The following is a 25,177-nucleotide window of genomic DNA, read 5'->3' on the forward strand; positions in this document are numbered from 1 at the left end:
GCCCCCGGGCGACCGGCTGCGAGACTGTCTCCCATGCAGCGCATTGTGGTTCTGGCCGGCGGCATCGGCGGCGCCCGTTTCCTCCGCGGACTCAAGTCCGCGGCCCCCGACGCGGACGTCACGGTCATCGGCAACACCGGCGACGACATCCATCTCTTCGGACTGAAGGTCTGCCCCGACCTGGACACCGTGATGTACACCCTCGGCGGCGGCATCCACGAGGGACAGGGGTGGGGCCGCAGCGGGGAGACCTTCACGGTGAAGGAGGAACTCGCCGCGTACGGCGTCGGCCCGGAGTGGTTCGGGCTGGGCGACCGGGACTTCGCCACGCACATCGTCCGCACCCGGATGCTGGGTGCGGGCTATCCGCTGAGCGCCGTCACCGAGGCGCTGTGCGACCGCTGGAAGCCGGGCGTACGGCTGCTGCCGATGACCGACGACCGGGTGGAGACCCACGTCGCCGTCGACACCCCCGAGGGGGAACGCAGGGCGGTGCACTTCCAGGAGTACTGGGTGCGGCTGCGCGCCTCGGTGGACGCGCACGCCATCGTGCCCGTCGGCGCGGACCAGGCCACACCGGCGCCCGGCGTCCTGGAGGCGATCGCCGAGGCGGACGTGGTGCTCTTCCCGCCCTCCAACCCCGTGGTGAGCATCGGGACGATCCTCGCCGTGCCCGGAATCCGGGAGGCCCTGGCGGAGGCCGGGGTGCCCGTCGTCGGCCTGTCCCCCCTCGTCGGAGGCGCACCGGTGCGCGGGATGGCCGACAAGGTGCTGGCCGCCATCGGCGTGGAGGCCACCGCCGCGGCCGTCGCCCGGCACTACGGCTCGGGGCTGCTGGACGGCTGGCTGGTGGACACCGTGGACGAGGCCGCCGTCGCGGAGGTCGAAGCGGCGGGCATCCGCTGCCGGGCCGTGCCGCTGCTGATGAAGGACACCGAGGCCACCGCCCGGATGGCCGCCGAGGCACTCACGCTGGCCGCGGAGGTGGCTGCATGACCGGCACACCGGCCTACCAGGTGTGGGCGCTGCCGGGCCTGCCCGAAGTCCGGCAGGGCGACGATCTGGCCAAGCTGATCGCCGACGCCGCCACCGCGCGCGGGCTGCCCGGGCTCGCCCCCGGGGACGTGCTGGTGGTCACCTCGAAAATCGTCAGCAAGGCGGAAGGGCGCACGGTACCGGCCGCCGACCGCGAGGCGGCCGTGGACGCCGAGACCGTACGGGTGGTGGCGCGGCGCGGGCCGACCCGGATCGTGGAGACCCGGCACGGTTTCGTGCTGGCCGCGGCCGGGGTGGACGCCTCCAACACGACCGGCGACACGGTGCTGCTGCTCCCCGAGGACCCGGACGCCTCCGCCGCACACATCCGGACCGGGCTGCGGGACGCGCTCGGTGTGGACGTCGGCGTCGTCGTCACGGACACCTTCGGGCGGCCCTGGCGCGAGGGGCAGACCGACGTCGCCGTCGGGGCGAGCGGGGTGCGGGTCCTGGAGGACCTGCGCGGCGGCGCCGACGCGTACGGAGCTCCGCTCGGTGTCACCGTCACCGCGGTGGCGGACGAACTCGCCGCGGCCGGGGAACTGGTGAAGGGGAAGGCCGACGGGATGCCCGTCGCGGTGGTGCGCGGGCTGGCCCGGCATGTGACCGCACTCCTGCCTCCGGAGACCGCGGAGGCCCCGGAGGCCCCGGAGGCAACGTCTGCCACGGACGCCCACGGGACCGCGGAGGAACCGCAGGCCACGCAGGGGCCGCAGGCCGCGGAAGCCCCGCAGACGGCGCAGGCCACGGAGACACAGGAGGCCGCAGCCGCCCCGGCCCCGACGGACGCCCGCGGCGGCGTGCCGGGTGTGGACGGTCGCGCCGGCCGCCCGGCGGACCTTCCGCCCCCCGACTCCGCTCGCGCCCTGGTCCGCCCGGCGGCGAACGACATGTTCCGGCTGGGCACGTCGGAGGCGGTACGCGAGGCGGTGACCCTGCGGCGCACGGTGCGGGAGTTCACCGACGAGCCGGTGGACGGCGCCGCGGTGCGCCGGGCCGTCGCCGCCGCGCTGACCGCGCCGGCCCCGCACCACACCACGCCGTGGCGGTTCGTGCTGCTGGAGTCCGCCGCGAGCCGGCGCCGGCTGCTGGACGCGATGCGGGAGGCGTGGATCGCCGATCTGCGCGGGGACGGCAGGAGCGAGGAGAGCATCGCGCGCCGGGTGCGCCGCGGCGACGTGCTGCGCAACGCGCCCTGCCTGGTGGTGCCGTGTCTGGTGACGGAGGGGGCGCACAGCTACCCGGACGCGCGCCGGGCGGCCGCCGAGCGCGAGATGTTCGTCGTCGCCAACGGCGCGGGCATCCAGAACTTCCTGGTGGCGCTGGCCGGGGAGCGGCTGGGATCGGCGTGGGTCTCCTCGACGATGTTCTGCCGGGACGTCGTCCGCGATGTGCTCGGACTGCCCGGCGACTGGGACCCGATGGGCGCCGTGGCCGTCGGCCACCCGGCGGCGCCACCCCGGGAACGGCCACCCCGCCCGGTGGACGCCTTCGTGACGGTGCGCTGACGCCACGGGGCGTCGCGGGCCCGTACGGTGCGCTGCCGGCGGGCCCTACAGGCGGGCGATGTCCCCTCGGGGCATGCGCGGCACCCGTCGGGGCGGGGTGCGGCCCGTGGTGAGGATCAGTCGGGCGGCCCGGTGGCGCTGGCCCGTGTAGGGGGCGAGCAGTTCCAGCATCCCCGCGTCGTCCACGCCGCGGCGCCCGGTCAGGGCGTAGCCGACGATGCCCGGCAGGTGGAGGTCGCCCACGGTGAGGGCGTCCGGGTCGCCGTTGCTGCGCTGGAGCGTCTCGGCGGCGGTCCACGGGCCGATCCCGGGGATCGCCTGCAACCGGGCCAGGGCGGCGTCCAGTTCCATCCCGGCGGCCTCCTCCATCCGGGGTGCGCGGCGGGCGGCGCGGATGACGGTGGCCGAGCGCTTGCCGTCGACCCCGGCCCGGTGCCACTCCCAGGACGGGATGAGGCACCAGGTGCGCGGTTCCGGCATCACGCAAAGCTCCGGGTGCGGCCCCGGGGCCGGCTCCCCGTACCGGCGGACCAGCCGCCGCCAGGCGCGGAACGCCTCCTCGGTGGTGACCTTCTGCTCCAGGACGGAGGGGATCAGCGCCTCCATCACCAGCCCGGTCCGCACCAGCCGCAGCCCGGGGTTGCGGCGGTGGGCGTCCCGGGTGAGGTCGTGGTGGGGGACGAAGGCGTCCGGGTCGTCGTCCGCGCCCAGCAGCGCGGGCAGCCGGTCCAGCGCCCACTCCGCGCCCGGCCCCCAGGCCTCTGCCCGCACCGGCCCGGGGCCGGGCCGCCGCAGGTGCAGCGTCACGGGGCCGGCGGGGGTGCGGCTCGCCCGCCAGAAGCCGTCGGGTCCGGTCCGGCAGGTGGGGTCGTACGGGCCGCGGCGCAGCACCCGCAGCGAGAGGTGCAGGTCGTACGGGCCGCCGGGGTCCCAGGAGCGGCGCAGCCCGCGCCCGCCGGACGCGGCGTCCGGGGCCGTGCGGGCACCCGGCACGGCAGCGGCATCCGGCACGGCGCGGGCCCCCGGCGACGGCCGGGCGGCGCGGGGCGGAAGGGCGGAGTGCGGGCGGGGCGGCCCGGCGGCGCGGCGGCTCACCGGGGCTCACTGGTCCGAGGAGAAGCGGACGGAGCCGGCCGGGAGGCGGGCGCCGCACCAGATGCGGATGCCGCCGCGGAGTTCGTTGTCCGGGCCGATGTCGGCACCGTCCCCGATCACCGCGCCGTCCAGCACCGCGCGGGCGCCGATCCGGGCGCGGGCTCCGACCAGGGACTCGCGTATCTCCGCGCCGGGCTCGACGACCGCCCCGTCCAGCAGCGTGCTGCCGTCGACCCGGGCGCCGGTGCCGATCACCACCCCGGCGCCGACGGCGGTGCCGCCGGTGAGCTTCGCGTCGGAGGCGACCCGGGCGCCGTCCAGCACCAGGTACTCCCCGCGCCGTCCCGGCACGGCGGGTGAGGGCGCGCGGCCCAGCACCAGGTCGGCGGAGCCGCGCACGAAGGCCTGCGGGGTGCCGAGATCCAGCCAGTAGGTGGAGTCGACCATGCCCTGGAGGTGCGCCCCGGCGTCGAGCAGGCCGGGGAAGGTCTCGCGCTCGACGGAGACCGGGCGGCCGTCCGGGATGGCGTCGAGGACGGAGCGCCGGAAGACGTAGGCACCCGCGTTGATCTGGTCGGTGACGATCTCTTCGGGCGTCTGCGGCTTCTCCAGGAAGGCGGTGACCCGGCCCGTGGCGTCCGTGGGGACCAGCCCGAAGGCCCGGGGGTCGGTCACCCGGGTCAGGTGCAGCGAGACGTCGGCGCCGGACTCGGTGTGCGTCCGTACCAGCGCGCGGATGTCGAGGCCGGTGAGGATGTCCCCGTTGAAGACCAGCACCGGGTCGTCCGGGCCGGAGGCCAGCCGGGAGGCGACGTTGCGCAGGGCGCCGCCGGTGCCGAGCGGCTCGTCCTCGGTGACGTACTCCAGGTGGAGTCCGAGGGCGGAGCCGTCGCCGAAGTACGGCTCGAAGACCTCGGCCAGGTAGGACGTGGCCATCACCACGTGGTCCACCCCGGCCGCGCGGGCCCGGGCGAGCTGGTGGCTGAGGAAGGGCACGCCCGCCGCGGGAACCATCGGCTTGGGGGTGTGCACGGTCAGCGGGCGCAGCCGGGTGCCCTTGCCCCCGACCAGGAGAATCGCTTCGGTCACCTTGTCTTTCGCTTCCTGCCGGGGCCTCGGCCGGGTGGCCGGCGGCCAGTCTATGCAGACGGGCGGGGCCCGGGGACGGGCTCCGGCCGGAAGCCGCCGGTCAGCGGCCCTGGAGACGGGCCGCCAGGTCGCGGATGAAACCGAGCTCACGGTAGAGGCGGTCTCCCGGGCACGCGGTGCTGAAGGCGTCACGGTGTCCGGAGATGGTACGCACCCGGTGGCTCTTGCCGCCCGACTTCATGCGCGTGGAGCCCTTCGGGTTCACCCCGTAAAGGCCCAGCTTCCAGCCGGTCAGCTTGGCGACACCCTCCAGCGCCTTCCGGGGCGGGTCGGTCTTCCCGAAGGAGCCGAGGACGGCGACGCCCATGCTGTTCTGGTTGAAGCCGTACGTGTGGGCGCCCTGCACGGGTTCGCGGACGCCGCCGGCCCGGCCCTCGTAGATCGTGCCGCACTTGTCGACGAGGAAGTTGTAGCCGATGTCGCGCCAGCCCTGGCTGCGCACGTGGTAGCGGTAGATGCCGCGGATCACGGAGCGGGCCTCGGAGCAGCGGTAGTCGTTCGAGCCCGCGGTGTGGTGGACGAAGGCGGCCTTCACGGTGTCGGCGTACTTGTAGCCGCCCTTGCGCATCCCCTCGTCCGCGCCCCAGCCGCGCCGGATGACGATGCCGGGACGCGGCCCGATGTGCGAGCCGCCGTCGTCGGCGGCCGCGTCGCCCTCCGCGTCGCCTTCCGCGTCGGCGGCCGTCTCGTCCCCGGCGGCGTCGGTGTCCCCCGTGCCGACCACACCGGGCATCCCCGCGGCCCGTGCGTCCGCCTCGGTCTCGGCCCGGTTCAGCGGCGGCAGCATCAGCGGCGGTCCCTGCCGCCGGTCGCCGTCCGCGCCGGTGCGGGACGGCCCGCCGGACGAGCCCGGGGGGCCGGACAGCCGGGTGCCTCCCGGCTGGTCCGGCGCGGTGGCGTGCGGGTCCTGCGGCGCGGCGCCCCGGGGGGCGTCCGGTGCCGTGCCCGCGCCGTCGTCCGCCCGGTCGGTCGCCCTGCCGTCCGCCCGGTCGTCCGCATCGGTGCGACCCGCGGTGCCGCGCGCCTCGCCGGGGTCCACCAGCTCCAGCCGCAGCCCGCTCGGCAGCTCCCGGCCGGGATGCGGGCGCACCCGCACCTGCACGCCGTCGGAGCGCCCCACCCAGAGCGGCGCGGTGGCGCCGCGCCCCGCCGCGTGGGCGGCGTCGCCGGCGGCCTCCGCCGGGAACGGCCCGGGCGCGTGGTCGGCCTGGGCGGTGAGCTCCCGCCAGGGCGACCAGCGGCCGGAACGGGCGTCCCGCGTGCGGACCCGGACGGTGCCCCCGAGGTCCCGGGAGGCGTCCGGCCAGACGACGCCGACCAGGGAGAACGGCGGCACGGCACGCGGTGTCAGGCCGTGCTCGCCGGGAGCGCCGGGCCCGCCGGCCGCCCCGTCGCGCGCCGCGAGGGCACCCAGCGGCACCGAGCGGGTCGATCCGGGGAGCCGCGGTTCGCCGTCGCGTTCCCCGGTGGGGACCACGGGGGTCACGCGCGTGGCGTGGGGGTCCGCCGCACTGCCGGCACCCACCGCCCCGGTGGCGGCCGCCGGGACAGCGGGGCCGAGCGGGGCGAGCAGCGCGGCGGCGGAGACCAGAACCAGGGAGGAAAGGGGAGAAAATGCACGCATACCTATGATCGTCGGCATAGCACACCAGGTCTGTCGAGTCGGAACTGACGGCCTGTCCGGCACCCGGGCGGCCCACCGCAGCCGGAGGGGGACCGGCCTGACGCGCCGTCGGCAGCCGCGGCCGCGTACCCTGGCGCGCGTGAACGCCACCGACCGCACCCCCGCCGACCTGCTGGATTCCGCACTCGCCGCGGACCCCTCGCGTCCCCTGGTGACCTTCTACGACGACGCCACCGGGGAGCGCGTCGAACTCTCCGTCGCCACCCTCGCCAATTGGGTGGCGAAGACGGCCAACCTGCTCCAGGACGAGCTGTCCGCCGAGCCCGGCGACCGCCTCGCACTGCTGCTGCCGGCGCACTGGCAGACCGCCGTCTGGCTGCTCGCCTGCTCGGCCACCGGGGTGGTCGCCGAGGTGTCCGGGGATCCGGCCGGCGCCGACCTGGCGGTGGCCGGACCCGGCACCCTGGAGACCGGCCGCGCCTGCCGCGGCGAGCGGGTGGCGCTGAGCCTGCGCCCGATGGGCGTGCGGTTCCCGGAGCCGCCCGCGGGCTTCCTCGACTACGCGGTGGAGGTACCGGGCCAGGGCGACCGCTTCGTCCCGTACGCGCCGGCCGACCCCGCGGCGCCCGCGCTGGTGCTGCCGGACGGCACGGAGCTCTCCGGCGCCGAGGTGGTCCGTCGGGCCGGCGCGGACGCCGGGGAGCGGGGGCTCGGGCCGGGCACCCGGCTGCTCTCCACCCTGCCCTTCGACGGCTGGGCCGGGCTCTCCGCCGGGCTGTACGCGCCGCTCGCCGCGGGCGCCTCGGTGGTGCTCTGCCGGCACGCCGACCGGCTGGACCCGGCGGCGCTGGCCGGGCGCCGGGAGAGCGAGCGCGTCACCCACACGACGGACTGACGCCACCGGACGACCGCGCCACGCGTCCGCGCGGCACCCGCCCCGGCACGCCCCCGGGGCACCCCCGCGCCCACGTGCCGCCCCGCGTACAACCATCCGCCCCTTCCGTACGTCTGTCTGAGTGACAGACACCCGCACGCCCGTCCCACCCGTGCACGGGCACCACCCGGTCCCGCGACGACGCGGCAGGGGCGGGTGGGCACCCGGGCCGAGGACCTCGCGAGGGATGGACGCAGACGTGACCGCATCCGGCACGCCCGCCGCCGACGGCGGCGACGTCGGCGACACCGCGGAACCCGCCGGCAGCGGCGACGCCGAGCACACCGCGGACGCCGATGGCCCGCCCCGTCCCCGCGGCCGGCGGCGCTGGCTTCGCTGGGCCGGGCTGGGCGCCTCGGTGCTCGTGCTCGCCGCCGCCGGGACCGGCTGGACGCTCTACCAGCGGCTGGACGGCAACATCCGTACGGACACCGCGGCCGCCGAGGAGCTGGCCCGGCACGAGGAGGAACGGCCCGCCGCGGCCACCGGCGAGGCGGGCGAGGCACGGAACATCCTGCTGCTGGGCTCGGACAGCCGGGCCGGGGCGAACGGCAAGTACGGCCGGACGGAGGGCGCCCGGGCCGACACCACCATCCTGCTGCACCTCTCCGCGGACCGGACCGGGGCGACCGCGGTCTCGCTCCCCCGCGACCTGATGGTGGACATCCCGAGCTGCCGCACCCCCGACGGGGGCCGCAGCACCGCCCAGTTCGCGCAGTTCAACTGGGCCTTCCAGGCCGGCGGCGCGGCCTGCACGATCCGCACGGTGGAGCGGCTCACCGGCATCCGGATCGACCACCATCTGGTGGTGGACTTCACCGGGTTCACGGACCTGGTGGACGCCGTGGGCGGGGTGGAGGTGTGCCTCCCGCACGACGTGTACGACGAGGACGCGCAACTCGACCTCACCGCCGGGCGGCATGTGCTCGCAGGCGAGCAGGCACTCGGCTATGTGCGCTCCCGCCACGCCTTCGACGGCAGCGACACCCAGCGGATGGAGCGCCAGCAGGAGTTCCTGGGGTCGCTGGTACGGAAGGTGCGGGACGAGGGGACGCTGACGAACCCCACCGAGCTGTACCCCGTGCTGGACGCGGTCACCTCCTCGGTCACGGCCGACCCGGGGCTGGACTCGCTGCGCGAACTCTACGACCTCACCCGGGACCTGCGGGACATACCGGACGGCGGGGTGCGTTTCCTGACCGTTCCCCGCCGGCCGTACTCGATGGACCCGAACCGGGACGAGCTCGTGCAGCCGGCCGCACGCCGGCTCTTCGAGCAGCTCCGCGCCGACCTCCCCGTCCGTGTGGGCGGGACCACACAGCCCGCCGGCCACGCACCCGGAACCAGCCCCTCGGCCGGCCCGTCTCCCGATGCGGCGGACACGTCCCCGGAGTCCGCCACCCCCTCCACACCCCCGCGGGACGGCTCCTCCCCCGGTCACACGCCGGTAACGGAGCCGACCTACCGTGGCACGACTGCCGCGCAGGACACCTGCAGCACGGAGGGCGAGCCGATTGGGAGGAATTGACCGCTTCTGAGCCAGTGGAATGTGGCACCGGCATCGCCGCGCCGCGAAGTCGGCGGCTAGTGTGAGCGATCCGGTCCGCCCCGAGGGGCGCCAGCGCACAATGGAGGACTTTCGCAATCGTGGACGCGCAAGGCCGGCGGGACGCGGGCGACGTCGATCCCGCGGATCAGTGGGTGTTCAACCCGGACACCGGCAGCTACGAGCTGCGCCTGAACCCTGCTGCGGAGGGCCCGCAGGGTCCGCAGACTCCCAGCAGCGAGCACCGCACCGCACCGCACCCGAGAAGAGAGACCTCCCCTCGCAGCTCCCGGCGCCACCCGGAGAGCACCGAGCAGAGTGTGCCCGCGCAACGAGGCGGCCGCCGGGCACAGCGCGGTGCCGCCTCCGCAACGGGGGCCGGGCACAGCCGCCGGAAGCCCAAGCCGAAGCCCAGTGCGAAGAAGCGGGTGCTGCGCTGGGGCGGCGGCACCATGGGCCTGCTGCTGATCGCCGGCTGTACCGGCGCGTACTGGTGGATGGACCGGCTCAACGACAACATCGACAAGGTCGACGTCGGTGAGGAGAACCCGGCGGTCACCGACGGCCCGGTGAACATCCTGCTCATCGGCACCGACAGCCGAACCGGCAAGGGCAACAAGGGCTACGGGGACACCGGTAGCGTCGGCCACGCCGACACCACGCTGCTCTTCCATGTCTCCGAGGACCGCTCCAACGCCACCGTGCTGTCCATTCCCCGGGACCTCATCACGGACATCCCGGACTGCAAGGTCAAACAGGAGGACGGTTCCTCCAAAATCATCCCGGGCGAGCAGAACGTCCGGTTCAACACCAGCCTGGGTCAGCGGGGCCGTGACCCAGGCTGCACCTGGCACACCGTAGAGCAGCTCACGGGCGTCGAGATCCAGCACTTCATGATGGCGGACTTCAACGCCGTCAAGACCCTGTCCTCGGCGATCGACGGAGTCGAGGTCTGCGTGGCCAAGGACATCGACGACCCCAAGTCGCACCTCAAGCTCTCGGCCGGCCGGCACACCATCGAGGGCGAGCAGGCCCTGGCGTTCGTGAGGACCCGGCAGTCCGTCGGTTTCAAGAGCGACCTGGACCGCATCAAGCTCCAGCAGCAGTTCCTCGGCTCGATGATCCGCAAGATGAAGTCGAGCGACACCCTCACCGACCCGGGCAAGCTGTGGGACCTCTCCGAGGCCGCCACCACGGCGCTGACCGTGGACACCGGGATCGGCACCGTCAAGAAGCTGATCGACCTGGCGAAGGACCTGCGGCGGGTCGACACCGACAACGTCACCTTCCTCACCACGCCGGTGCTGGACAACCCGGAGAACTCGAACACCGTCATACTCAACGAGGCCAAGGCGACGCCGGTCTTCAAGATGATCCAGCAGGACAAGTCGCTCACCGAGACGGAGAAGAACAAGAAGAACAAGAAGGGCAAGAAGGACAAGAAGCAGGTCGAGAAGGCACCGGCCTCCGAGGTGCGGGTGGACGTGCTCAACGGCGGCGGCCCGATCGGGGCGGCCCAGTCCACCGTCACCTGGCTGCAGAACACCGAGGGCGTGCCGCTCTCCACCAACGCGGGCAACGCCGCGGAGAAGGTCGGGAAGACGCAGCTCTCCTACGCCCCGAACCAGGCCGGGCAGGCGGCGACGCTCGCCGAGATGATGGGTCTGCCGGACTCCGCGCTCAAGAAGAGTTCCGGCGAGGCCGGGCCGGAGGAACCGATGACGCTCACCCTGGGCCCGGACTTCACCGCGGCCGGGGAGCCCATCGCCGCGCCGGACAAGGCGCCGGACGTCCCGCAGATGAACGCGGCCGACAAGAGCGTCTGCGCCGGGTGACCCTCCGGCCGACACACAGCAAGCACCTGCCGGTCCGGTCGCCGGCCGCCGGCAGGCTCGACGTCAGCGATCTCGGGAGGTCTCGTGCGGCAGCGGGACGGCATCCGTAGCGACGGGGGACGCCCGGATGCGCCCACCGCCGGCGAACGCGGCTGGGACGACAGCCTGTACGAGCAACCGCGTCCCCCGGGCCGGCGCTCCGGCGACCACGACCGGCTCGCGGGCGCGGAACAGCGCCGCACCGGCGACGACGGCCGGAAGGCCCGGGGCGGGGCGCGCACCCGCCGCAAGCGGCCGCGGCGCCGCATACTCCGCTGGGTGGTCCTCGCCCTGTCCCTGCTGGTCCTCGGCACGGCCGGCGCAGGCTACCTCTACCTGGACCACCTCAACGACAACCTGGACAAGGACGCCCTCAACCTCGGCGACAACAAGCTCGACAAGAGCGCGCCCAACGCCGCCGGTCAGCGGCCGCTCAACATCCTGCTGCTGGGCTCCGACTCCCGGAACTCCGAACGGAACGTGGAACTGGGCGGTTCCCACGCGGACCGCGGCCGGCCGCCACTGGCGGACGTGCAGATGCTGCTGCACCTCTCGGCGGACCGCAGCAACATGTCCGTGGTCTCCGTACCGCGCGACACCCGGGTCACCATCCCCAAGTGCACCGACCCGGACGACGGTCGGGTGTACCCGGAGACCACCGCCAAGATCAACTCCAGCCTGCAGCACGGCGGTCCCGGCTGCACCGTGGCCACCTGGGAGGCGCTGACCGGCATCCCCGTCGACCACTTCATGATGGTCGACTTCGCCGGGGTGGTGGCCATGGCGGACGCCGTCGGCGGCGTCCCGGTCTGCGTGGACGCCAACGTCCACGACGAGCGCTCCGGGCTGCGCCTGGAGAAGGGCACCACCGTCGTCAAGGGCGAGCAGGCGTTGCAGTGGCTGCGCACCCGGCACGGCTTCGAGGACGGCTCGGACATAGGCCGGGCCAAGGCGCAGCACATGTACATGGCCTCGATGGTGCGGCAGCTCAAGGCGGGCACCAAGCTCTCTGACCCCGGCAAGCTGCGCCAGCTCGCCGAGGCCGCCACCGAGGCGCTCACCGTCGACCACGGCCTGGGCAGCGTCAAGAAGCTCTACGACCTCGGCAACCAGCTCAAGAAGGTCCCGACCAAGCGCATCACCATGACCACCATGCCGTGGGAGTACTCGCAGGGCGGCACCTACGTGCTGCCCAAGCCGGGCGACGCCGAGCAGGTGTTCTCCCTGATCCGGCAGGACATCGCACTGGACGGCCGGGACGAGGGGAAGCCGGAGAAGGACGGCGCCGACGCCTCCCGCGACCCGGCCGCTCCCAAGGCCGACATCCCGGTACGGGTACTGAACGGCACCGGCACGGCGGCGCAGGCCCCGGTGAACGGCCGCGCGGCCGAGGTGGCGGGCGTGCTGGAACAGGACGGCTTCGCCCAGGCCGTCGCCGACGCGACACCCAAGTCCCAGGTGGACACCGTCATCCGGTACGCCGCGCCCGACCAGCACGGCGACGCGCTGGCGGTGGCCGAGTCCCTCGGCCTGCCGGAGAGCCGGGTCAGGCACTCCTCTGCGGTCGACGGCATCGCACTCGTGGTGGGCGCGGACTGGCGTTCGGGCTCTGCCTACCCCGCCTCCGGCGACGGCGGTGAGGAGACCGGCGGGAACGGCGGGAACGGCGACACCGCCGACAACAAGGCGCCGGAGAGCGCCGACCCGCTGAGCGGCAACGAGGAGAAGTGCATGCACGTCAACCCGAACAACGTGTGGTGACACGTCCGTAGTCGCTCCGTGCCGGTCCGGCCCGCGCCGGGCCGGCACCACGGCGGCCCGGCACCCGGGGTCAGCCGGTGGGCGCCGCCACGCCGGTGCGCCGGCTCGCGATCACCTTGCGGGCCAGCTTCCGCGGGCTGGTCAGGAAGCCCCAGCCCCAGGACATGTGCATCGTCGCCAGCGCCACCGGCACCCGTATCCGGGCACGGAACGGCAGGCCCCGGCCGGCCGGGACCGAACCGGCGGTGATGGCGGCCAGATACGCGGCCGGCACCGCGAACGCCCAGGGCGTCACGGCCACGCCCAGCACCGCCCCGGCCGCGATCGCGCACAGCGCGGTGGGCGGCGCCAGATAGCGGAGGTTGATCGAGCCGGCGTGGTAGCGGGCCACGACGTGCCGCCACCGCCCGTAGTTGCGGTACTGCAGGGCGAGCGCCCGGACGCTCGGCCGCGGGCGGTAGGAGACCCGCAGCTCGGGCGAGAACCAGATCAGCCCGCCCGCCTCGCGGATACGGAAGTTCAGCTCCCAGTCCTGCGCCCGGATGAACTCCTCGTTGTAGCCCTCCTGGCGCTCCAGCACCTCGCGCCGGAACACGCCCAGGTAGACCGTCTCCGCCGGGCCGGCCTCGCCGCCGGTGTGGAAGGCGGCGTTGCCCACGCCGATCCGGGAGGTCATGGCCGCGGCGACCGCACGCTCCCAGTCGTTCTCCCCCTCGGCGTGCATGAGGCCGCCGACGTTCGCCGCGCCGGTCTCCTCCAGCAGTCGCACCGCGGTGGCGATGTAGTCCGGGGAGAGCATGCCGTGCCCGTCGACCCGGACCACCACCGGATGCCGGGAGGCGCGGATCGCCGCGTTGAGCCCCGCGGGCGTGCGGCCCGTGGGGTTCGGCACGGTGCGCACCCGCGGGTCCTCGGCCACCAGCGCGGCGGCGATCTCGTCCGTGCGGTCCTCCGAGGGGCCGAGGGCGATGACCACCTCCAGCTCGCCGGCGTACTCCTGGTCGAGGATGTGCCGTACGGCGTTGCGGAGATGCCGCTCCTCGTTGAGGACCGGCATGATCACGGAGACGGCGGGGGGTACGGATCCAGTCACAGCCGCCACGTTACCGCGATCGAGGGACGCCCCCGCACGCCGACCGGGTGCCACCACCGGCCGCCCGGCGTGGGGCGCCGGTCCGGTGATCGTACGTGCCTACAGTGCCGGGCAGCATCGCCCCGTGTGCGTGGAGGTCCCGCAGTGCGCGTACCGTCCCGAGCCCGTTCCCGCCCGGCAGGGCGGCGGCCCCCGCCGGGGCGGCCCTCCTCCCGCGGCCGGCGGCCCCGGTGGGGGCTGCGGATCGTGACGGGCGCCTCCGCGCTGGTACTGCTCGCCAGCGGGGTGGGCCACGCGCTGGTGGTGGGCCTGGAAGGCGGGTTGCGGCGCCTCGACCCGTTCGCCGGGCTCACCGGCCGGCCGGCGGCCTCGGACGGGCTCAACTTCCTGGTGGTCGGCGTCGACGACCGCCACGAGCTGAGCGAGGAGCAGCGGCAGCGGCACCGCCTCGGCGGGGAGTCCTGCGACTGCACCGACACGCTGATGCTGGTGCACGTCTCGGAGGACCGGGAGCGGCTCAGCGTCGTCAGCATCCCGCGGGACTCCTTCGTCCGCCTGCCGCCGCACACCGACCCCGGCACGGGGAAGCACCACAGGGCGGTGCCGGCGAAGATCAACTCCGCCTACGCGCACGGCGGCCCGCACCTGACCGTGCGCACCGTCGAGGACCTGACCGGGGTGCACGTCGACCACTACCTGGAAGTGGACTTCAGCAGCTTCCTGCGCACGGTGGACGTGCTGGGCGGGGTGCCGGTGTGCACCACGAAGCCGCTGCGGGACCCGTACTCCGGACTGGACCTGCCGGCCGGCGCCTCGACGCTGGACGGCGCGCAGGCGCTGGCGTACGTACGGGCGCGGCACCTCGGCGGCGACTCCGACTTCGGCCGGATGCGGCGTCAGCAGCGCTTCATCGCCGCGGTGCTCGACAAGGCGACGGAGGGCGAGGTGCTGGCGAACCCGGTGAAGTTCCACGAGGTGACCCGCACCCTGCTCGACTCGGTCCGGGCCGACGAGGGCTTCGGCACCAGCGAGATGGTGGCGCTCGGGAAGGCGATGCGGGACTTCGACCCCGGTTCCGCGGAGTTCGTCTCGGTGCCGGTCGCGGACCCGGACCACCGGGTGCGGGGCCTCGGCTCCACGGTCCGCTGGGACCGCAGGGAGGCACGGCGGCTCTTCGGCGCGCTCCGCGACGACCGGCCGCTGGCGCCCGGGAACTCCCACCGGGACGCCCGGCCGGACGACTCCGGACCGGCGGACGGGCCCGGCGGCAGCCGGGGCGCGGAGCCGGGCGGTGTGGAGGTCCCCCCGGAGCACGTCCGGGTGCAGGTGGAGAACGGCACCCACCGGGCGGGCCTCGGGCACCGGGTGGACCAGGCGCTGCGCGCGGCCGGGTTCCGCACCACCGGCATCCCGCGGAACGCCGCCCGCCAGGACCACCGCCACACGGTCGTCACCTACGACCCCGGCTGGGACCGGTCGGTACGCACGGTGCAGGCCGCGTTCCCGGACGCCGAGCTGCGCCCGGAGGCGGGACGCGGGCCGACGATGACGGTGACGCTGGGCCGGGACTTCGACCGGGTGCACGCGGTACGGACGGACGGCCCGGCCCCGGGCCCGGCGGGCGGCCCCGGGCGGACGGACCGGGAGTTCCGGGTGGTCACCGGCGACCACGCGACCTGCGACTGAGGCGCACCCTCGGGAGCGGCGTACCCAGAGCGCGGCCACGGAGGGGCCGCCGTCCCCGTGCGCGGCGCCCCGGTGCTGTTCGGTCTGCCGGTGGTGCCGGTGGTGCCGGTGGTGCCGGTGGTGTTCGGTGCGGCCGGTGTGCGCTGCCGGCCCTGGCGCCCCGGAGCCGGGCACCGGGCCCGCCGGAGGCGGAGCTCCCGGGGCAGCGGCCGCCGGGCCCGGACGCACGGAAGCGCGGGACGGTCGCGGGCCCCCGATGCGGCGGAAGCGCCGCAACGGCCGCGGGCCCCGGATGCGCGGAGGCGCCGGAGGGCCGCGGGGCGCACCATGGCCGTATGGAACTGCTTGACGCTTTCGACACCGCTTTCGACGAGTTCGACCGTCTGGTCCACCGGGTCGGCACCGAGCAGTGGCATGCCGGGACGCCCTGCACCGAGTGGTCCGTACGGGACCTGGTGAGCCACCTGACCAACGAGCACCTCTGGGCTCCGCACCTGCTGCGCGGCGAGACGCTCGCCCAGGTCGGCGACCGCTACGACGGCGACGTGCTGGGCGACGAGCCCGTGGCGGCCTGGGAGCGCGCGTCCGCCGCGTCCCGCGAGGCGTTCCACCGGCCGGGCGCGCTGGACCAGCGGGTGCACGTCACCGGCGGGCAGATCCCGGCCGCCGAGTACGGCTGGCAGATGACGACCGACCTGGCGGTGCACGGCTGGGACCTCGCGCGGGGCATCGGCGTCACGCCGCACATCCCGGACGCGCTCGCCCGTGAGCTGCACGACCGCACCGCCCCGCAGGCGGCGAGCTGGGAGGGCACCGGGATGTTCGCCGCGCCGGTCGAGGTGCCCGCCGACGCGAGCCCGCAGGACCGGCTGGTGGCCCTGCTCGGCCGGGAGCCCTGAGCCGCTCGCAGGGGCTCAGCTCTCGACGCGCCCCTCGGCGGCGCGCCGGTCGCGCAGCTCCTTGATGGCGCGGCGCCGGGCCAGCCGGTGCGTACGGCGGATCTGGGCCTCCTGGTAGCGGCGTTTGTCCTGCTCGGTCTCCGGGACGACCGGGGGCACCTGGCGCGGCCTGCCCTCCTCGTCGACCGCGGCGAAGACCAGATAGGCGCTGCCGACCCGGGTGGCCGGGGTGGCCTCGTTCCAGCGTTCGGCGAGCACCCGGACGCCGACCTCCATCGAGGACCGGCCGGTCCAGTTGACCTGTGCCTTCACATGCACCAGGTCGCCGACGTGCACCGGCTCCAGGAAGACCATCTCGTCCATGGAGGCGGTGACGGCCGGGCCACCGGAGTGCCGCCCGGCGACGGCGCCGGCCGCGTCGTCGACCAGCTTCATGATCACGCCACCGTGCACGGTGCCGAGGAGGTTGGTGTCGTTGGCGGTCATGATGTGGCTGAGCGTGGTGCGTGCGGCAGCGGTCGGCTTGCCGGGAAGGGGGGCTTCCGCCGCATGGGCCTGGTCGGTCATGCCCACCACCTTATGCGCGGACATTCCGGGGCCCCGAACCGGCCGCTTTGCGACAGGTCTGCTACAGCCTCGCCCCGATACGGCCCCCGGGGTGTGGTGGCGGTACCCGCGCCGGGCACACTGCCGGACATGAACCAGTGGCCCGACGGATGGACCGACGAACCGCGCGACCGGTACGGACGCGGCAGCGCCGCGCCGGAGCCGGAGGGCGCCCGTGTGATGCGCCCGGTGCGGCGCCCGGACGTGCCGCCGCAGTCCAGAGGCGGGTACGACGACGCCTACGCCGGGGGGCACCCGGACGCCGGGCCGTACGACTCGGGCTACAGCGACGGCCGGGTGTACGGCGGCGGGCACGGCGACGGCTACGGCGGGGGCCGGGCCCGCCCGGACTGGCGCCGGCGTTCCAAGGTGGGGCTCGTCACGCTGCTCGTGGTGGTGCTGGTGTGGTCCGTGGGCACCTACTTCTGGGCGGACTCCAAGCTGCGCCGTGAGGTGGACCTGAGCATCGTGCAGGACCGCCCGGAGGGCGGCGAGGGCACCAACTACCTCATCGTCGGGTCGGACAGCCGGGAGGGCCTGAGCGCCGAGGAGCGGAAGAAGCTGCACACCGGCTCCGCCGAGGGCAAGCGCACCGACACCATGATGATCCTGCACGTCGGTGACAACGGGAACACCATGATCAGCCTCCCCCGCGACTCCTATGTGACGATCCCCTCGTTCACCGGCTCGGAGAGCGGCAAGGACTTCCCCGCCCGCGGTGCGACGAAGCTGAACGCCGCCTACGCGATAGACGGCCCCACGCTGCTGGTCCGCACCGTGGAGTACAACACCGGCCTGAAGATCGACCACTACGCGGAGATCGGCTTCGGCGGCTTCGCGAACATCGTGGACGCGGTCGGCGGCGTCGAGATGGACATCCCGCGGGACATCAAGGACAAGGACTCGGGCGCCGACTTCGAGAAGGGCCGGCAGACGCTGAACGGCGAGGAGGCGCTGGCCTTCGTCCGCAACCGCAAGGAGGCCGGCAGCGACCTGGAGCGCACCAAGAACCAGCAGAAGTTCCTGTCCGCGCTCGCCTCCCAGACCGCGACCCCGGCGACCGTGCTGAACCCGTTCCGGCTCTACCCCGTCATGGGCGCCGGTCTGGACACGCTCATCGTCGACGAGGACATGAGCCTGTGGGACCTGGCCTCGATGTTCTGGGCGATGAAGGGCATCACCAGCGGCGAGGGCACCTCCATGAACATGCCCATCGCGGGCAGCGCGCCCGGCGGCTCGCTCAAGTGGGACATGGCGAAGGTCAAGCAGCTCGTCTCCCAGCTCAAGGCGGACGAGAAGGTGACCGTCACCGAGTGACCCGGCCGCCCGGCCGGGACGGAGGGCGGCCGCGGCTCCCGCTGCCCGCGGGTCCCGCTGCCGGCGGCTCCCGGCGGGCGGTGTGCCCCGTTCTGTCGCATGCTGAGCACGACGGTCCAGCAGCACGAGGCACGTGAACCACGAGGACGGGGCACCGGCGTGCACATCTCCTTTCTGCTCCACTACGGCTACGGCGTGGGCGGGACGATCCGCACCACCTTCACCCTGGCGCGCGCCCTGGCCGAACACCACGACGTGGAGATCGTCTCGGTCTTCCGCCACCGCGACGAGCCGGCCTTCGACCCCGGCCCGAAGGTGCGGCTCGACCACCTGGTGGACCTGCGCGAGGAGAGCCCGGAGTACGACGGCGCCGAGCCGGAGCACTACTGCCCCTCCCGGCTCTTCCCACGGGCGGACGGGTGCAGCTCGGCGTACAGCGCGCTGACCGACTGGCGGATCGCGGGCTGGCTCCGGGAGAGCGAGGCGGACGTGGTGGTCGGCACCCGGCCCGGGCTGAACGCGCAGCTCACGGCCCTGGCCGCGGGCGGCCGCGGGCCGCTGCTGGTGGGCCAGCAGCACGCGCCGCTGGCCGCGCAGACACGCGGGGCGCGGATGATGCTGCGGGACGTCTGCCCGCAGCTCGACGCGGTCGTGACGGTCACCGAGGCCGACGCCCGGGACTTCCGCCGGCGGATGGCGCTGCGCGGCGTACGGGTGGAGTCGGTGCCCAATCCGGTTCCCGCGCCGGAGGTGCCGCCCGCGGACGGCACCGGGCGCTGGATCGTCGCCGCCGGGCGGCTGGTGCCCGCCAAGCGGTACGACCTGCTGCTGCGGGCCTTCGCCCGGGTGGCCCCGGAGCGCCCGGACTGGGGGCTGCGGATCTACGGCCGGGGCCCGGAACGCGCCCGGCTGCGGGCCCTCGTCGAGGAGCTCGGGCTGCGGGGGCGCGCCCAGCTGAAGGGCGTGGTCACCCCGCTGGAGCCGGAGTGGGTGCAGGGCTCCGTCGGGGTGAGCACCTCCCGGGTGGAGGCGTTCGGCATGACCATCGTGGAGGCGATGCGCTGCGGGCTGCCGGTGGTGGCCACGCGCTGCCCGCACGGGCCCGCCGAGATCATCCGGCACGGCGAGGACGGGCTGCTGGTGCCGGTGGACGACGCGGACGCCGTGGCGGCCGGGCTGCTGCGGCTGACCGGCGACGACGCGCTCCGGCAGCGCATGGGGCGGGCGGCCCTCGCCCACGCCGAGCGTTTCGACCCGGCGGGCATCGCCGAGCGCTACTCCGTGCTCTTCGCCGAGCTGGCCGCCGGCGGGCGTTCGGCCCGCCGCCGTGCCTCCCTGCGGGGCACGCTGCACCGCTCCCGCGGCGCCGCCTTCCGGCACGCGTACGACCTGTGGGACACCGCCCGCCGCGCACGCCGGGAGCGGTCCCGCGGCGCGGCGGCGCGGCAGGCGCAGAGCCCCCGCGCCGCCGCGCCCGGGAGGCCCCGGGTGCGCACGGGTCAGCAGGCGCAGAGACAGAAGGGGTGGCCGGCCGGGTCGAGGTAGACCCGGAAGTCGAGCCGGCCGCCGTCGTCGCCCTGGAGCAGCCGGGCACCGAGCCGCAGCACCTCCCGCTCGGCCTCGTCGAGCCGGTCCCGGGGCACGTCGAGGTCCAGGTGGAGCTGTTGCGAGTGCTCCTCGCTCGGCCACTGCGGCGGCACCATGCCGGGCGCCTCCTGGAAGGCGAGTTGCCGGCCCTGCGGCCCGACGGCCTCGTACCAGCGCCCCTCGCCCTCGACCCGCCAGTCGAGCACCGCGGCGTAGAACTCGGCGAGGGACTTGGGGTCGGGGCAGTCGAGCACGGTGACGCCCATGGTGGCGATGGCCATGGTGTTCCCTTTCCTGGTTCCGGGCGGGGTTACCGCTATACCCCCTCATGAGGTAACGGCGTTACCTCATGATGCCCCGGCGCCGGTAACGTGGCAAGCATGGGAGAGCGGACCGCACCGGAGTCGATCGCACTGGTGCAGGAGCTGGTGAACACGCTGGACGTGGAGACCGGCCGGGACGCGCTCTCCACCGCGGAGGACCTCGCCGCCTTCGCGCGGCGGAACGGTCTGGCGGAGCTGGGCGTCGGAGCGGCGGACCTGCCCGCCCTCCGCACCCTCCGCGAGGCGCTGCGCGCGGCCTGCCGGGCACACGCGGGCACCGAGGTCCCGCCCGCGGAGCGCACGGCGCTGGCCGGGCTGCTGGCCGGGGCGCCGCTGGTGCTGGAGGTGGACGCGGCGGGCGGTGCCCAGCTCCGGCCCACGGCGGGCCTCACCGGCGCCGCCGGCCTCACCGCGCACATCGCGGCGGGCATCGCCGAGGCGAGCGCCGCGGGCGACTGGCAGCGGCTGAAGGCCTGCGAGGCGGCGGACTGCCGGTGGGCCTTCTACGACCGCAGCCCGGCGGGGCGCGGCCGCTGGTGCTCGATGGCGGTGTGCGGCAGCCGCGCGAAGATGCGCGCCTACCGGGCGCGCCGCGGCTGACCGGCGCCGCGGCCGACCGGGCGGGCCACCGGAAACGGAGCGCCGCCCGTAGCGGGACCGGCGCTCCCGCCATGGAGGCGCACCGGCCCCGGCCGGGTCGGGCGCGGGGCCGGGCCGGCGGTCACCGCAGGCGGTCGCCTGCGCCACCGGTGGCCGCGCCGTCACCGCCCGGGGCCGGCGACCCGAGCGCGGGGTCCGGGCCGCCGGTGCGCGCCCCGCCGGGGCACGGAGACGGCGGGAGGCTCGATGCACCGGCCCCGGACCGCCGGGAGCTTCAGGCCGTCGGGCGGCCCAGGGCGCGGAAGGTCCAGCCCGCCTTGCGCCACAGGGCCGGGTCCAGCGTGTTCCGGCCGTCCAGCAGGTGGCGTACGGCGACCGCCTCGCCCAGCACCGCCGGGTCCAGCTCCTTGAACTCGCGCCACTCCGTCAGGTGCAGCACCACGTCCGCGCCGCGCACCGCCTCCACCGCGCTCGGCGCGTACGCCAGGGTCGGGAAGAGCGAACGGGCGTTCTCCATCCCCTTCGGGTCGTAGACGGTGACCTGCGCCCCCTGGAGGTGCAGTTGCCCGGCGACGTTCAGCGCCGGCGAGTCCCGTACGTCGTCGGAGTCCGGCTTGAAGCTGGCACCGAGCACGCCGATCCGCTTGCCCAGCAGGCCGCCGCCGACCGCCTGCCGGGTCAGCTCCACCATGTGCACCCGGCGGCGCATGTTGATCGAGTCGATCTCCCGGAGGAAGGTCAGCGCCTGGTCGGCGCCCAGCTCCCCGGCGCGCGCCATGAAGGCCCGCAGGTCCTTGGGCAGGCAGCCGCCGCCGAAGCCGATCCCGGCCCGGAGGAACTTGCGGCCGATCCGGTCGTCGTACCCGATCGCCTCGGCCAGCTTCACCACGTCGCCGTCGGCGGCCTCGCACACCTCGGCCATGGCGTTGATGAAGGAGATCTTGGTCGCCAGGAAGGAGTTGGCGGACGCCTTGACCAGCTCGGCGGTGGGGAAGTCGGTCACCACGAACGGGGAGCCCTCCGCGATCGGCCGGGCGTAGACCTCCCGCAGCCGGGTCTCCGCGGCCTCGCTGCGCACCCCCGCCACGATGCGGTCGGGGTGCAGCGTGTCCTGCACCGCGAAGCCCTCGCGGAGGAACTCCGGGTTCCAGGCCAGCTCCGCGTCCTCCCCCACGGGCGCCAGCTCGGCCAGCCGGTCCGCGAGCCGGTCCGCGCTGCCCACCGGCACCGTGGACTTGCCGACCACCAGGGCGGGCCGGCGCAGCAGCGGCGCCAGCGACTCCACGGCGGCGTCCACGTAGCTCATGTCGCAGGCGTACTCGCCGTGCTTCTGCGGCGTGTTCACACACACGAAGTGCACGTCGCCGAAGTCCGCCACCTCCTCGTAGGAGGTGGTGAAGCGCAGCCGGCCCGAGGCGCCCGGCAGGCCGTCGACATGCCGGCTCAGCAGCTCCTCCAGCCCCGGCTCGTACATCGGGACCTCGCCCCGGCCGAGCATCTCCACCTTCTCGGGCAGCACGTCCAGGCCGAGCACCTCGAAACCGAGGTCGGCCATGGCGGCCGCGTGGGTGGCGCCGAGGTAGCCGGTGCCGATCACGGTGATCCTGGGCGGGGCCGTCTGGGCCATGTGCTGCTCCTGCTCGCTCCGGGCACGCGTGTACGGATCTGTACGTACGCTGACCGTGAGCATAACCGCGCGCCCGCGCAGAGAAGCTCACGCATGCCGGGCAGGGCCGGGCCGCTCCCGGGGAGCCTCCGCGGCGCCGCCGGCTCAGCGCCGGTCGCGGCGGGGGCACCGCTCGTGGTCCCGCACCACGCCGAAGTCGATCTCCCGCAGGGTGGAGCGGCGGCGCCCGGCCCCGGGTCCGGGGCGACACACGGGTGGGGTGCCCGGGCCCGGCACCGCCACCCGTGTGACCCTCGGGACGGGCCGCGGGTGGTACGCGCCCGGACCGCTTGGCCCGGGGCCCGGTGTCCGGTTGACTGCACGCGGGCGCGGCGTCCGCCGGGCCCCCGGAACGACGGAGGGGTGGCCCGGATGCTGACGGCGCTTCAGGAGCTGGCACTGGTGGCGGCGGTGCTGCTCACCGGGCTGATGGCCGGGCTCTACTTCGCCTTCTCCATCGCCGTGCTGCCCGGGCTGGACCAGGGCGGGGCACGGACCTTCGTCACCGCGATGCAGGGGATCAACGTGCGCATTCTCAACGGCTGGTTCGCGCTCGCCTTCGCCGGGGCCGCCGTGGCGACCGCGGCGGCCGCCGCGCTGCACCTGGCCGGCGACGGGGAGCGGGTGGTGCCCTGGGCCCTCACCGGGTTCGTGCTCTACGCGGCCAGCCTGGTGGTCACCTTCCGCTGGAACGTGCCGCTCAACGACGCCCTGGAAGCGGCCCGCCCGGCGACCGGGGAGTCCGGGCACGCCGCGCAGGCGGGGGACCCCGCGGAGGCCGCGGAGGCCGCCCGGGAGGCGTTCCGGCCGGCCTGGGCCCGCTGGAACGCCGTACGCACGCTGCTGTGCACGGCCGCGCTGGGCGCCCTGGCCCACGCCCTGGTGCTGCACGGCCAGGCGTCGGGCTGACGTACGGGCGCGGCGGCCGCCGCCGCGTCCGCACCCCGGACAGCGACCCCGGAGGGCCGGCCACACGCTCGCCCTCGGACGGCCCGGCACGCGGGCCCCCTCGGCAGCCGGCCCGGACGGCCCGGCACGCGGGCGCTTTCAGGTACCCGCGCGCACGCTCACCCGGCAGCGAACCCGGACGCCCGGGTGGCGGTCAGGCCGTGCCGTCGCCGCCGGACGGGCCGTCCCCGGACTGCTCACCGTCCAGCACGCCGATCGTCGCCACGGACGGCCCGCGCCGCCTCCGCAGGTCGGCGGAGACGGCCTCCGCGTCGCGCACCACCCGCACGGCGTTCTGCCAGGTCAGCTTGGCGAGGTCGGCGCGGGACCAGCCGCGGTGCCGCAGCTCGGCGACGAGGTTCGGGTAGCCGGCCACGTCCTCCAGCCCCGCCGGGGTGAACGCCGTCCCGTCGAAGTCGCCGCCGATGCCGAGGTGGTCGATGCCGGCGACCTCCCGCATGTGGTCCAGGTGGTCGGCGACCGTGGCGACGGTGGCCACCGGACGCGGGTTCGCCGCCTCGTACGCGCGCTGGACCTTCATGCCCTCGGCCGTGCCGTCCAGCGGGTGCAGCCCGTGGGCGCGCATGTTCTCGTCGGCGGCCGCCGTCCAGGCGACGGCCTCCGGCAGCACGAACTTGGGCACGAAGGTGACCATGGCCACGCCGCCGTTGCCCGGCAGCAGCTCCAGCACGTCGTCCGGGATGTTCCGCGGGTGGTCGCAGACGGCGCGGGCCGAGGAGTGCGAGAAGAGCACCGGCGCCTCGGTGACCCGCAGCGCGTCCCGCATGGTCGAGGCGGCGACGTGGGAGAGGTCGACGAGCATGCCGCACCGGTTCATCTCCCGCACCACCTCCTCGCCGAAGCGGGTGAGGCCGCCGTGCCGGGGTGCGTCGGTCGCCGAGTCCGCCCAGTCGAGGGTGTCGTTGTGGGTGAGCGTCAGGTAGCGCACGCCGAGCTCCCGGAAGGCGCGCAGCGTGGCGAGGGAGTTGGCGATGGAGTGCCCGCCCTCGGCGCCCAGCAGCGAGGCGATGCGCCCCTCGGACCGGGCGGCCTCCATGTCGTCGGCGGTGACGGCGGGCCGCAGGTCACGCGGGTAGCGGTCGACGAGCTGCCGGACCACGTCGATCTGTTCCAGGGTGGCGCTCACCGCGCTGTCGCCGGTCAGGTCCGTGCGCACGTAGACCGACCAGAACTGCGCGCCCACGCCGCCGGCCCGCAGCCGCGGCAGGTCGGTGTGCAGCCGGGCGGACTGGTCGGCGGCGATGTCCCGCCGGTCCAGGTCGTACGCCACCTGCTCGCGCAGCGCCCAGGGCAGGTCGTTGTGCCCGTCCACCACCGGGTACTCGGCGAGCAGCGCGCGGGCCTCCTCCAGGCGTTCCCCGGCCGGTGCGGCGGTCACCGGCCGCCCCCGAAGCCGAAGCCCTCCGCGCCCGCGGCCAGCTTGCTGCGCAGCCGCCGGCCCTTCTCGGTGGCCTGTTCGTTCAGCTCCTGCTGGAAGGTGCGCATGCGGTCCCGCAGCTCCGGGTCGTGCGCGGCGAGGAGCCGGACGGCGAGCAGCCCGGCGTTCCGGGCGCCGCCCACCGAGACGGTGGCGACCGGGACGCCCGCGGGCATCTGCACGATGGAGAGCAGCGAGTCCATGCCGTCCAGGTGCTTCAGGGGCACCGGGACGCCGATGACCGGCAGCGGGGTCACGGAGGCGAGCATGCCCGGCAGATGGGCCGCGCCACCCGCCCCGGCGATGAGCGCCCGAAGGCCGCGGTCGGCGGCGTCCTCACCGTAGGCGACCATCTCACGCGGCATGCGGTGCGCGGAGACGACGTCCACCTCGTAGGGCACCTCGAACTCGTCCAGCGCCTTGGCGGCGGCCTCCATCACGGGCCAGTCGGAGTCGGAGCCCATGACGATGCCGACGGCGGGCGACGG

At 75.0% G+C, this 25,177-nt stretch carries 21 protein-coding genes; 12 read left to right on the forward strand and 9 right to left on the reverse strand.

The genetic code is table 11. The features are described 5' to 3' along the window. Positions 1-33: 33 nt before the first annotated feature. Both cofD and HOY81_RS13165 read left to right on the forward strand, forming a co-directional pair. Positions 34-996 (forward strand): 2-phospho-L-lactate transferase, encoded by a 963-nt coding sequence (cofD, locus tag HOY81_RS13160; protein WP_237320512.1) that lies wholly within the window; start codon positions 34-36, stop codon positions 994-996. Further along, a complete protein-coding gene (locus tag HOY81_RS13165) occupies positions 993-2,543 on the forward strand; it encodes a coenzyme F420-0:L-glutamate ligase (protein WP_237320513.1) in 1,551 nt (516 codons plus the stop codon). The genes cofD and HOY81_RS13165 overlap by 4 nt, the downstream gene beginning before the upstream one ends. 45 nt (positions 2,544-2,588) lie before the next feature. On the opposite strand, the gene HOY81_RS13170 is transcribed toward HOY81_RS13165, so the two are convergent. The 3 genes from HOY81_RS13170 to HOY81_RS13180 all read right to left on the reverse strand — a co-directional run bounded on the left by HOY81_RS13170 (position 2,589) and on the right by HOY81_RS13180 (position 6,411). Further along, positions 2,589-3,536: a DNA-3-methyladenine glycosylase gene (locus tag HOY81_RS13170; RefSeq protein WP_237320514.1), complete on the reverse strand. Its 948-nt coding sequence runs from the start codon at positions 3,534-3,536 to the stop codon at positions 2,589-2,591. 108 nt (positions 3,537-3,644) lie between these two features. Then, positions 3,645-4,727 carry a sugar phosphate nucleotidyltransferase gene (locus HOY81_RS13175; RefSeq protein ID WP_237320515.1) on the reverse strand — a complete coding sequence of 361 codons (1,083 nt, stop codon included), beginning with the start codon at positions 4,725-4,727 and terminating at the stop codon, positions 3,645-3,647. 100 nt (positions 4,728-4,827) lie between these two features. Next, positions 4,828-6,411 carry a peptidoglycan recognition protein gene (locus tag HOY81_RS13180; protein ID WP_237320516.1) on the reverse strand — a complete coding sequence of 528 codons (1,584 nt, stop codon included), beginning with the start codon at positions 6,409-6,411 and terminating at the stop codon, positions 4,828-4,830. A gap of 139 nt (positions 6,412-6,550) precedes the next feature. On the opposite strand from HOY81_RS13180, the gene HOY81_RS13185 reads away from it, so the two are divergent. From HOY81_RS13185 to HOY81_RS13200, 4 genes are all read left to right on the forward strand, one after another. Next, positions 6,551-7,306: a TIGR03089 family protein gene (locus HOY81_RS13185; RefSeq protein ID WP_237320517.1), complete on the forward strand. Its 756-nt coding sequence runs from the start codon at positions 6,551-6,553 to the stop codon at positions 7,304-7,306. Positions 7,307-7,532: 226 nt separating this feature from the next. Further along, entirely contained in the window at positions 7,533-8,873 is a 1,341-nt protein-coding gene (locus HOY81_RS13190) for an LCP family protein (protein ID WP_237320518.1), read from the forward strand. 119 nt (positions 8,874-8,992) lie between these two features. Continuing rightward, entirely contained in the window at positions 8,993-10,726 is a 1,734-nt protein-coding gene (locus tag HOY81_RS13195; RefSeq protein WP_237320519.1) for an LCP family protein, read from the forward strand. An 84-nt stretch (positions 10,727-10,810) separates the two neighbouring features. After that, positions 10,811-12,526, forward strand: coding sequence for an LCP family protein (locus HOY81_RS13200; protein ID WP_237320520.1), 1,716 nt, complete (start codon positions 10,811-10,813; stop codon positions 12,524-12,526). A gap of 70 nt (positions 12,527-12,596) precedes the next feature. On the opposite strand, the gene HOY81_RS13205 is transcribed toward HOY81_RS13200, so the two are convergent. After that, a complete protein-coding gene (locus tag HOY81_RS13205) occupies positions 12,597-13,619 on the reverse strand; it encodes a glycosyltransferase family 2 protein (RefSeq protein WP_308341001.1) in 1,023 nt (340 codons plus the stop codon). Between the two features lie 246 nt (positions 13,620-13,865). Between HOY81_RS13205 and HOY81_RS13210 the strand changes: the two genes are divergently transcribed. Further along, a complete protein-coding gene (locus HOY81_RS13210; protein WP_237320521.1) occupies positions 13,866-15,305 on the forward strand; it encodes an LCP family protein in 1,440 nt (479 codons plus the stop codon). Between the two features lie 335 nt (positions 15,306-15,640). Continuing rightward, a complete protein-coding gene (locus tag HOY81_RS13215; RefSeq protein ID WP_237320522.1) occupies positions 15,641-16,204 on the forward strand; it encodes a TIGR03086 family metal-binding protein in 564 nt (187 codons plus the stop codon). 15 nt (positions 16,205-16,219) lie between these two features. On the opposite strand, the gene HOY81_RS13220 is transcribed toward HOY81_RS13215, so the two are convergent. Next, positions 16,220-16,795: an acyl-CoA thioesterase gene (locus tag HOY81_RS13220; RefSeq protein ID WP_237320523.1), complete on the reverse strand. Its 576-nt coding sequence runs from the start codon at positions 16,793-16,795 to the stop codon at positions 16,220-16,222. 105 nt (positions 16,796-16,900) lie between these two features. On the opposite strand from HOY81_RS13220, the gene HOY81_RS13225 reads away from it, so the two are divergent. Together HOY81_RS13225 and HOY81_RS13230 are read left to right on the forward strand one after the other, a co-directional pair. Continuing rightward, positions 16,901-18,127 (forward strand): LCP family protein, encoded by a 1,227-nt coding sequence (locus HOY81_RS13225; protein ID WP_237320524.1) that lies wholly within the window; start codon positions 16,901-16,903, stop codon positions 18,125-18,127. Between the two features lie 159 nt (positions 18,128-18,286). Continuing rightward, entirely contained in the window at positions 18,287-19,672 is a 1,386-nt protein-coding gene (locus HOY81_RS13230; protein ID WP_237320548.1) for a glycosyltransferase family 4 protein, read from the forward strand. Here HOY81_RS13230 and HOY81_RS13235 read toward each other — a convergent pair. Next, entirely contained in the window at positions 19,627-19,995 is a 369-nt protein-coding gene (locus HOY81_RS13235) for a VOC family protein (RefSeq protein WP_237320525.1), read from the reverse strand. The genes HOY81_RS13230 and HOY81_RS13235 overlap by 46 nt on opposite strands. 99 nt (positions 19,996-20,094) lie before the next feature. Here HOY81_RS13235 and HOY81_RS13240 point away from each other — a divergent pair, with 99 nt between their 5' ends. Then, a complete protein-coding gene (locus tag HOY81_RS13240; protein ID WP_237320526.1) occupies positions 20,095-20,637 on the forward strand; it encodes a CGNR zinc finger domain-containing protein in 543 nt (180 codons plus the stop codon). Between the two features lie 274 nt (positions 20,638-20,911). On the opposite strand, the gene HOY81_RS13245 is transcribed toward HOY81_RS13240, so the two are convergent. Further along, positions 20,912-22,264 carry a UDP-glucose/GDP-mannose dehydrogenase family protein gene (locus tag HOY81_RS13245; protein WP_237320527.1) on the reverse strand — a complete coding sequence of 451 codons (1,353 nt, stop codon included), beginning with the start codon at positions 22,262-22,264 and terminating at the stop codon, positions 20,912-20,914. A gap of 411 nt (positions 22,265-22,675) precedes the next feature. On the opposite strand from HOY81_RS13245, the gene HOY81_RS13250 reads away from it, so the two are divergent. Continuing rightward, positions 22,676-23,212 carry a DUF1772 domain-containing protein gene (locus HOY81_RS13250; protein ID WP_237320528.1) on the forward strand — a complete coding sequence of 179 codons (537 nt, stop codon included), beginning with the start codon at positions 22,676-22,678 and terminating at the stop codon, positions 23,210-23,212. 193 nt (positions 23,213-23,405) lie between these two features. On the opposite strand, the gene HOY81_RS13255 is transcribed toward HOY81_RS13250, so the two are convergent. Further along, a complete protein-coding gene (locus HOY81_RS13255) occupies positions 23,406-24,650 on the reverse strand; it encodes a dipeptidase (RefSeq protein ID WP_237320529.1) in 1,245 nt (414 codons plus the stop codon). Then, entirely contained in the window at positions 24,647-25,153 is a 507-nt protein-coding gene (purE, locus tag HOY81_RS13260; RefSeq protein ID WP_237320549.1) for a 5-(carboxyamino)imidazole ribonucleotide mutase, read from the reverse strand. Before purE ends, HOY81_RS13255 begins: the two co-directional genes overlap by 4 nt. Between the last annotated feature and the right edge of the window lie 24 nt (positions 25,154-25,177).

The organism is Streptomyces sp. JJ36 (genome assembly GCF_021696945.1).
Classification (GTDB): Bacteria; Actinomycetota; Actinomycetes; order Streptomycetales; family Streptomycetaceae; genus Streptomyces.

What these genes read in the sequence shown, in the direction of transcription:
- purE (WP_237320549.1), bottom strand. Translation starts at nt 25,153, where the DNA reads ATGGGCTCCGACTCCGACTGGCCCGTGATGGAGGCCGCCGCCAAGGCG.
- HOY81_RS13180 (WP_237320516.1), bottom strand. Translation starts at nt 6,411, where the DNA reads ATGCGTGCATTTTCTCCCCTTTCCTCCCTGGTTCTGGTCTCCGCCGCC.
- HOY81_RS13220 (WP_237320523.1), bottom strand. Translation starts at nt 16,795, where the DNA reads ATGTCCGCGCATAAGGTGGTGGGCATGACCGACCAGGCCCATGCGGCG.
- HOY81_RS13240 (WP_237320526.1), top strand. Translation starts at nt 20,095, where the DNA reads ATGGGAGAGCGGACCGCACCGGAGTCGATCGCACTGGTGCAGGAGCTG.
- HOY81_RS13190 (WP_237320518.1), top strand. Translation starts at nt 7,533, where the DNA reads ATGGACGCAGACGTGACCGCATCCGGCACGCCCGCCGCCGACGGCGGC.
- HOY81_RS13165 (WP_237320513.1), top strand. Translation starts at nt 993, where the DNA reads ATGACCGGCACACCGGCCTACCAGGTGTGGGCGCTGCCGGGCCTGCCC.
- HOY81_RS13215 (WP_237320522.1), top strand. Translation starts at nt 15,641, where the DNA reads ATGGAACTGCTTGACGCTTTCGACACCGCTTTCGACGAGTTCGACCGT.
- HOY81_RS13250 (WP_237320528.1), top strand. Translation starts at nt 22,676, where the DNA reads ATGCTGACGGCGCTTCAGGAGCTGGCACTGGTGGCGGCGGTGCTGCTC.
- HOY81_RS13235 (WP_237320525.1), bottom strand. Translation starts at nt 19,995, where the DNA reads ATGGCCATCGCCACCATGGGCGTCACCGTGCTCGACTGCCCCGACCCC.
- HOY81_RS13225 (WP_237320524.1), top strand. Translation starts at nt 16,901, where the DNA reads ATGAACCAGTGGCCCGACGGATGGACCGACGAACCGCGCGACCGGTAC.
- HOY81_RS13245 (WP_237320527.1), bottom strand. Translation starts at nt 22,264, where the DNA reads ATGGCCCAGACGGCCCCGCCCAGGATCACCGTGATCGGCACCGGCTAC.
- cofD (WP_237320512.1), top strand. Translation starts at nt 34, where the DNA reads ATGCAGCGCATTGTGGTTCTGGCCGGCGGCATCGGCGGCGCCCGTTTC.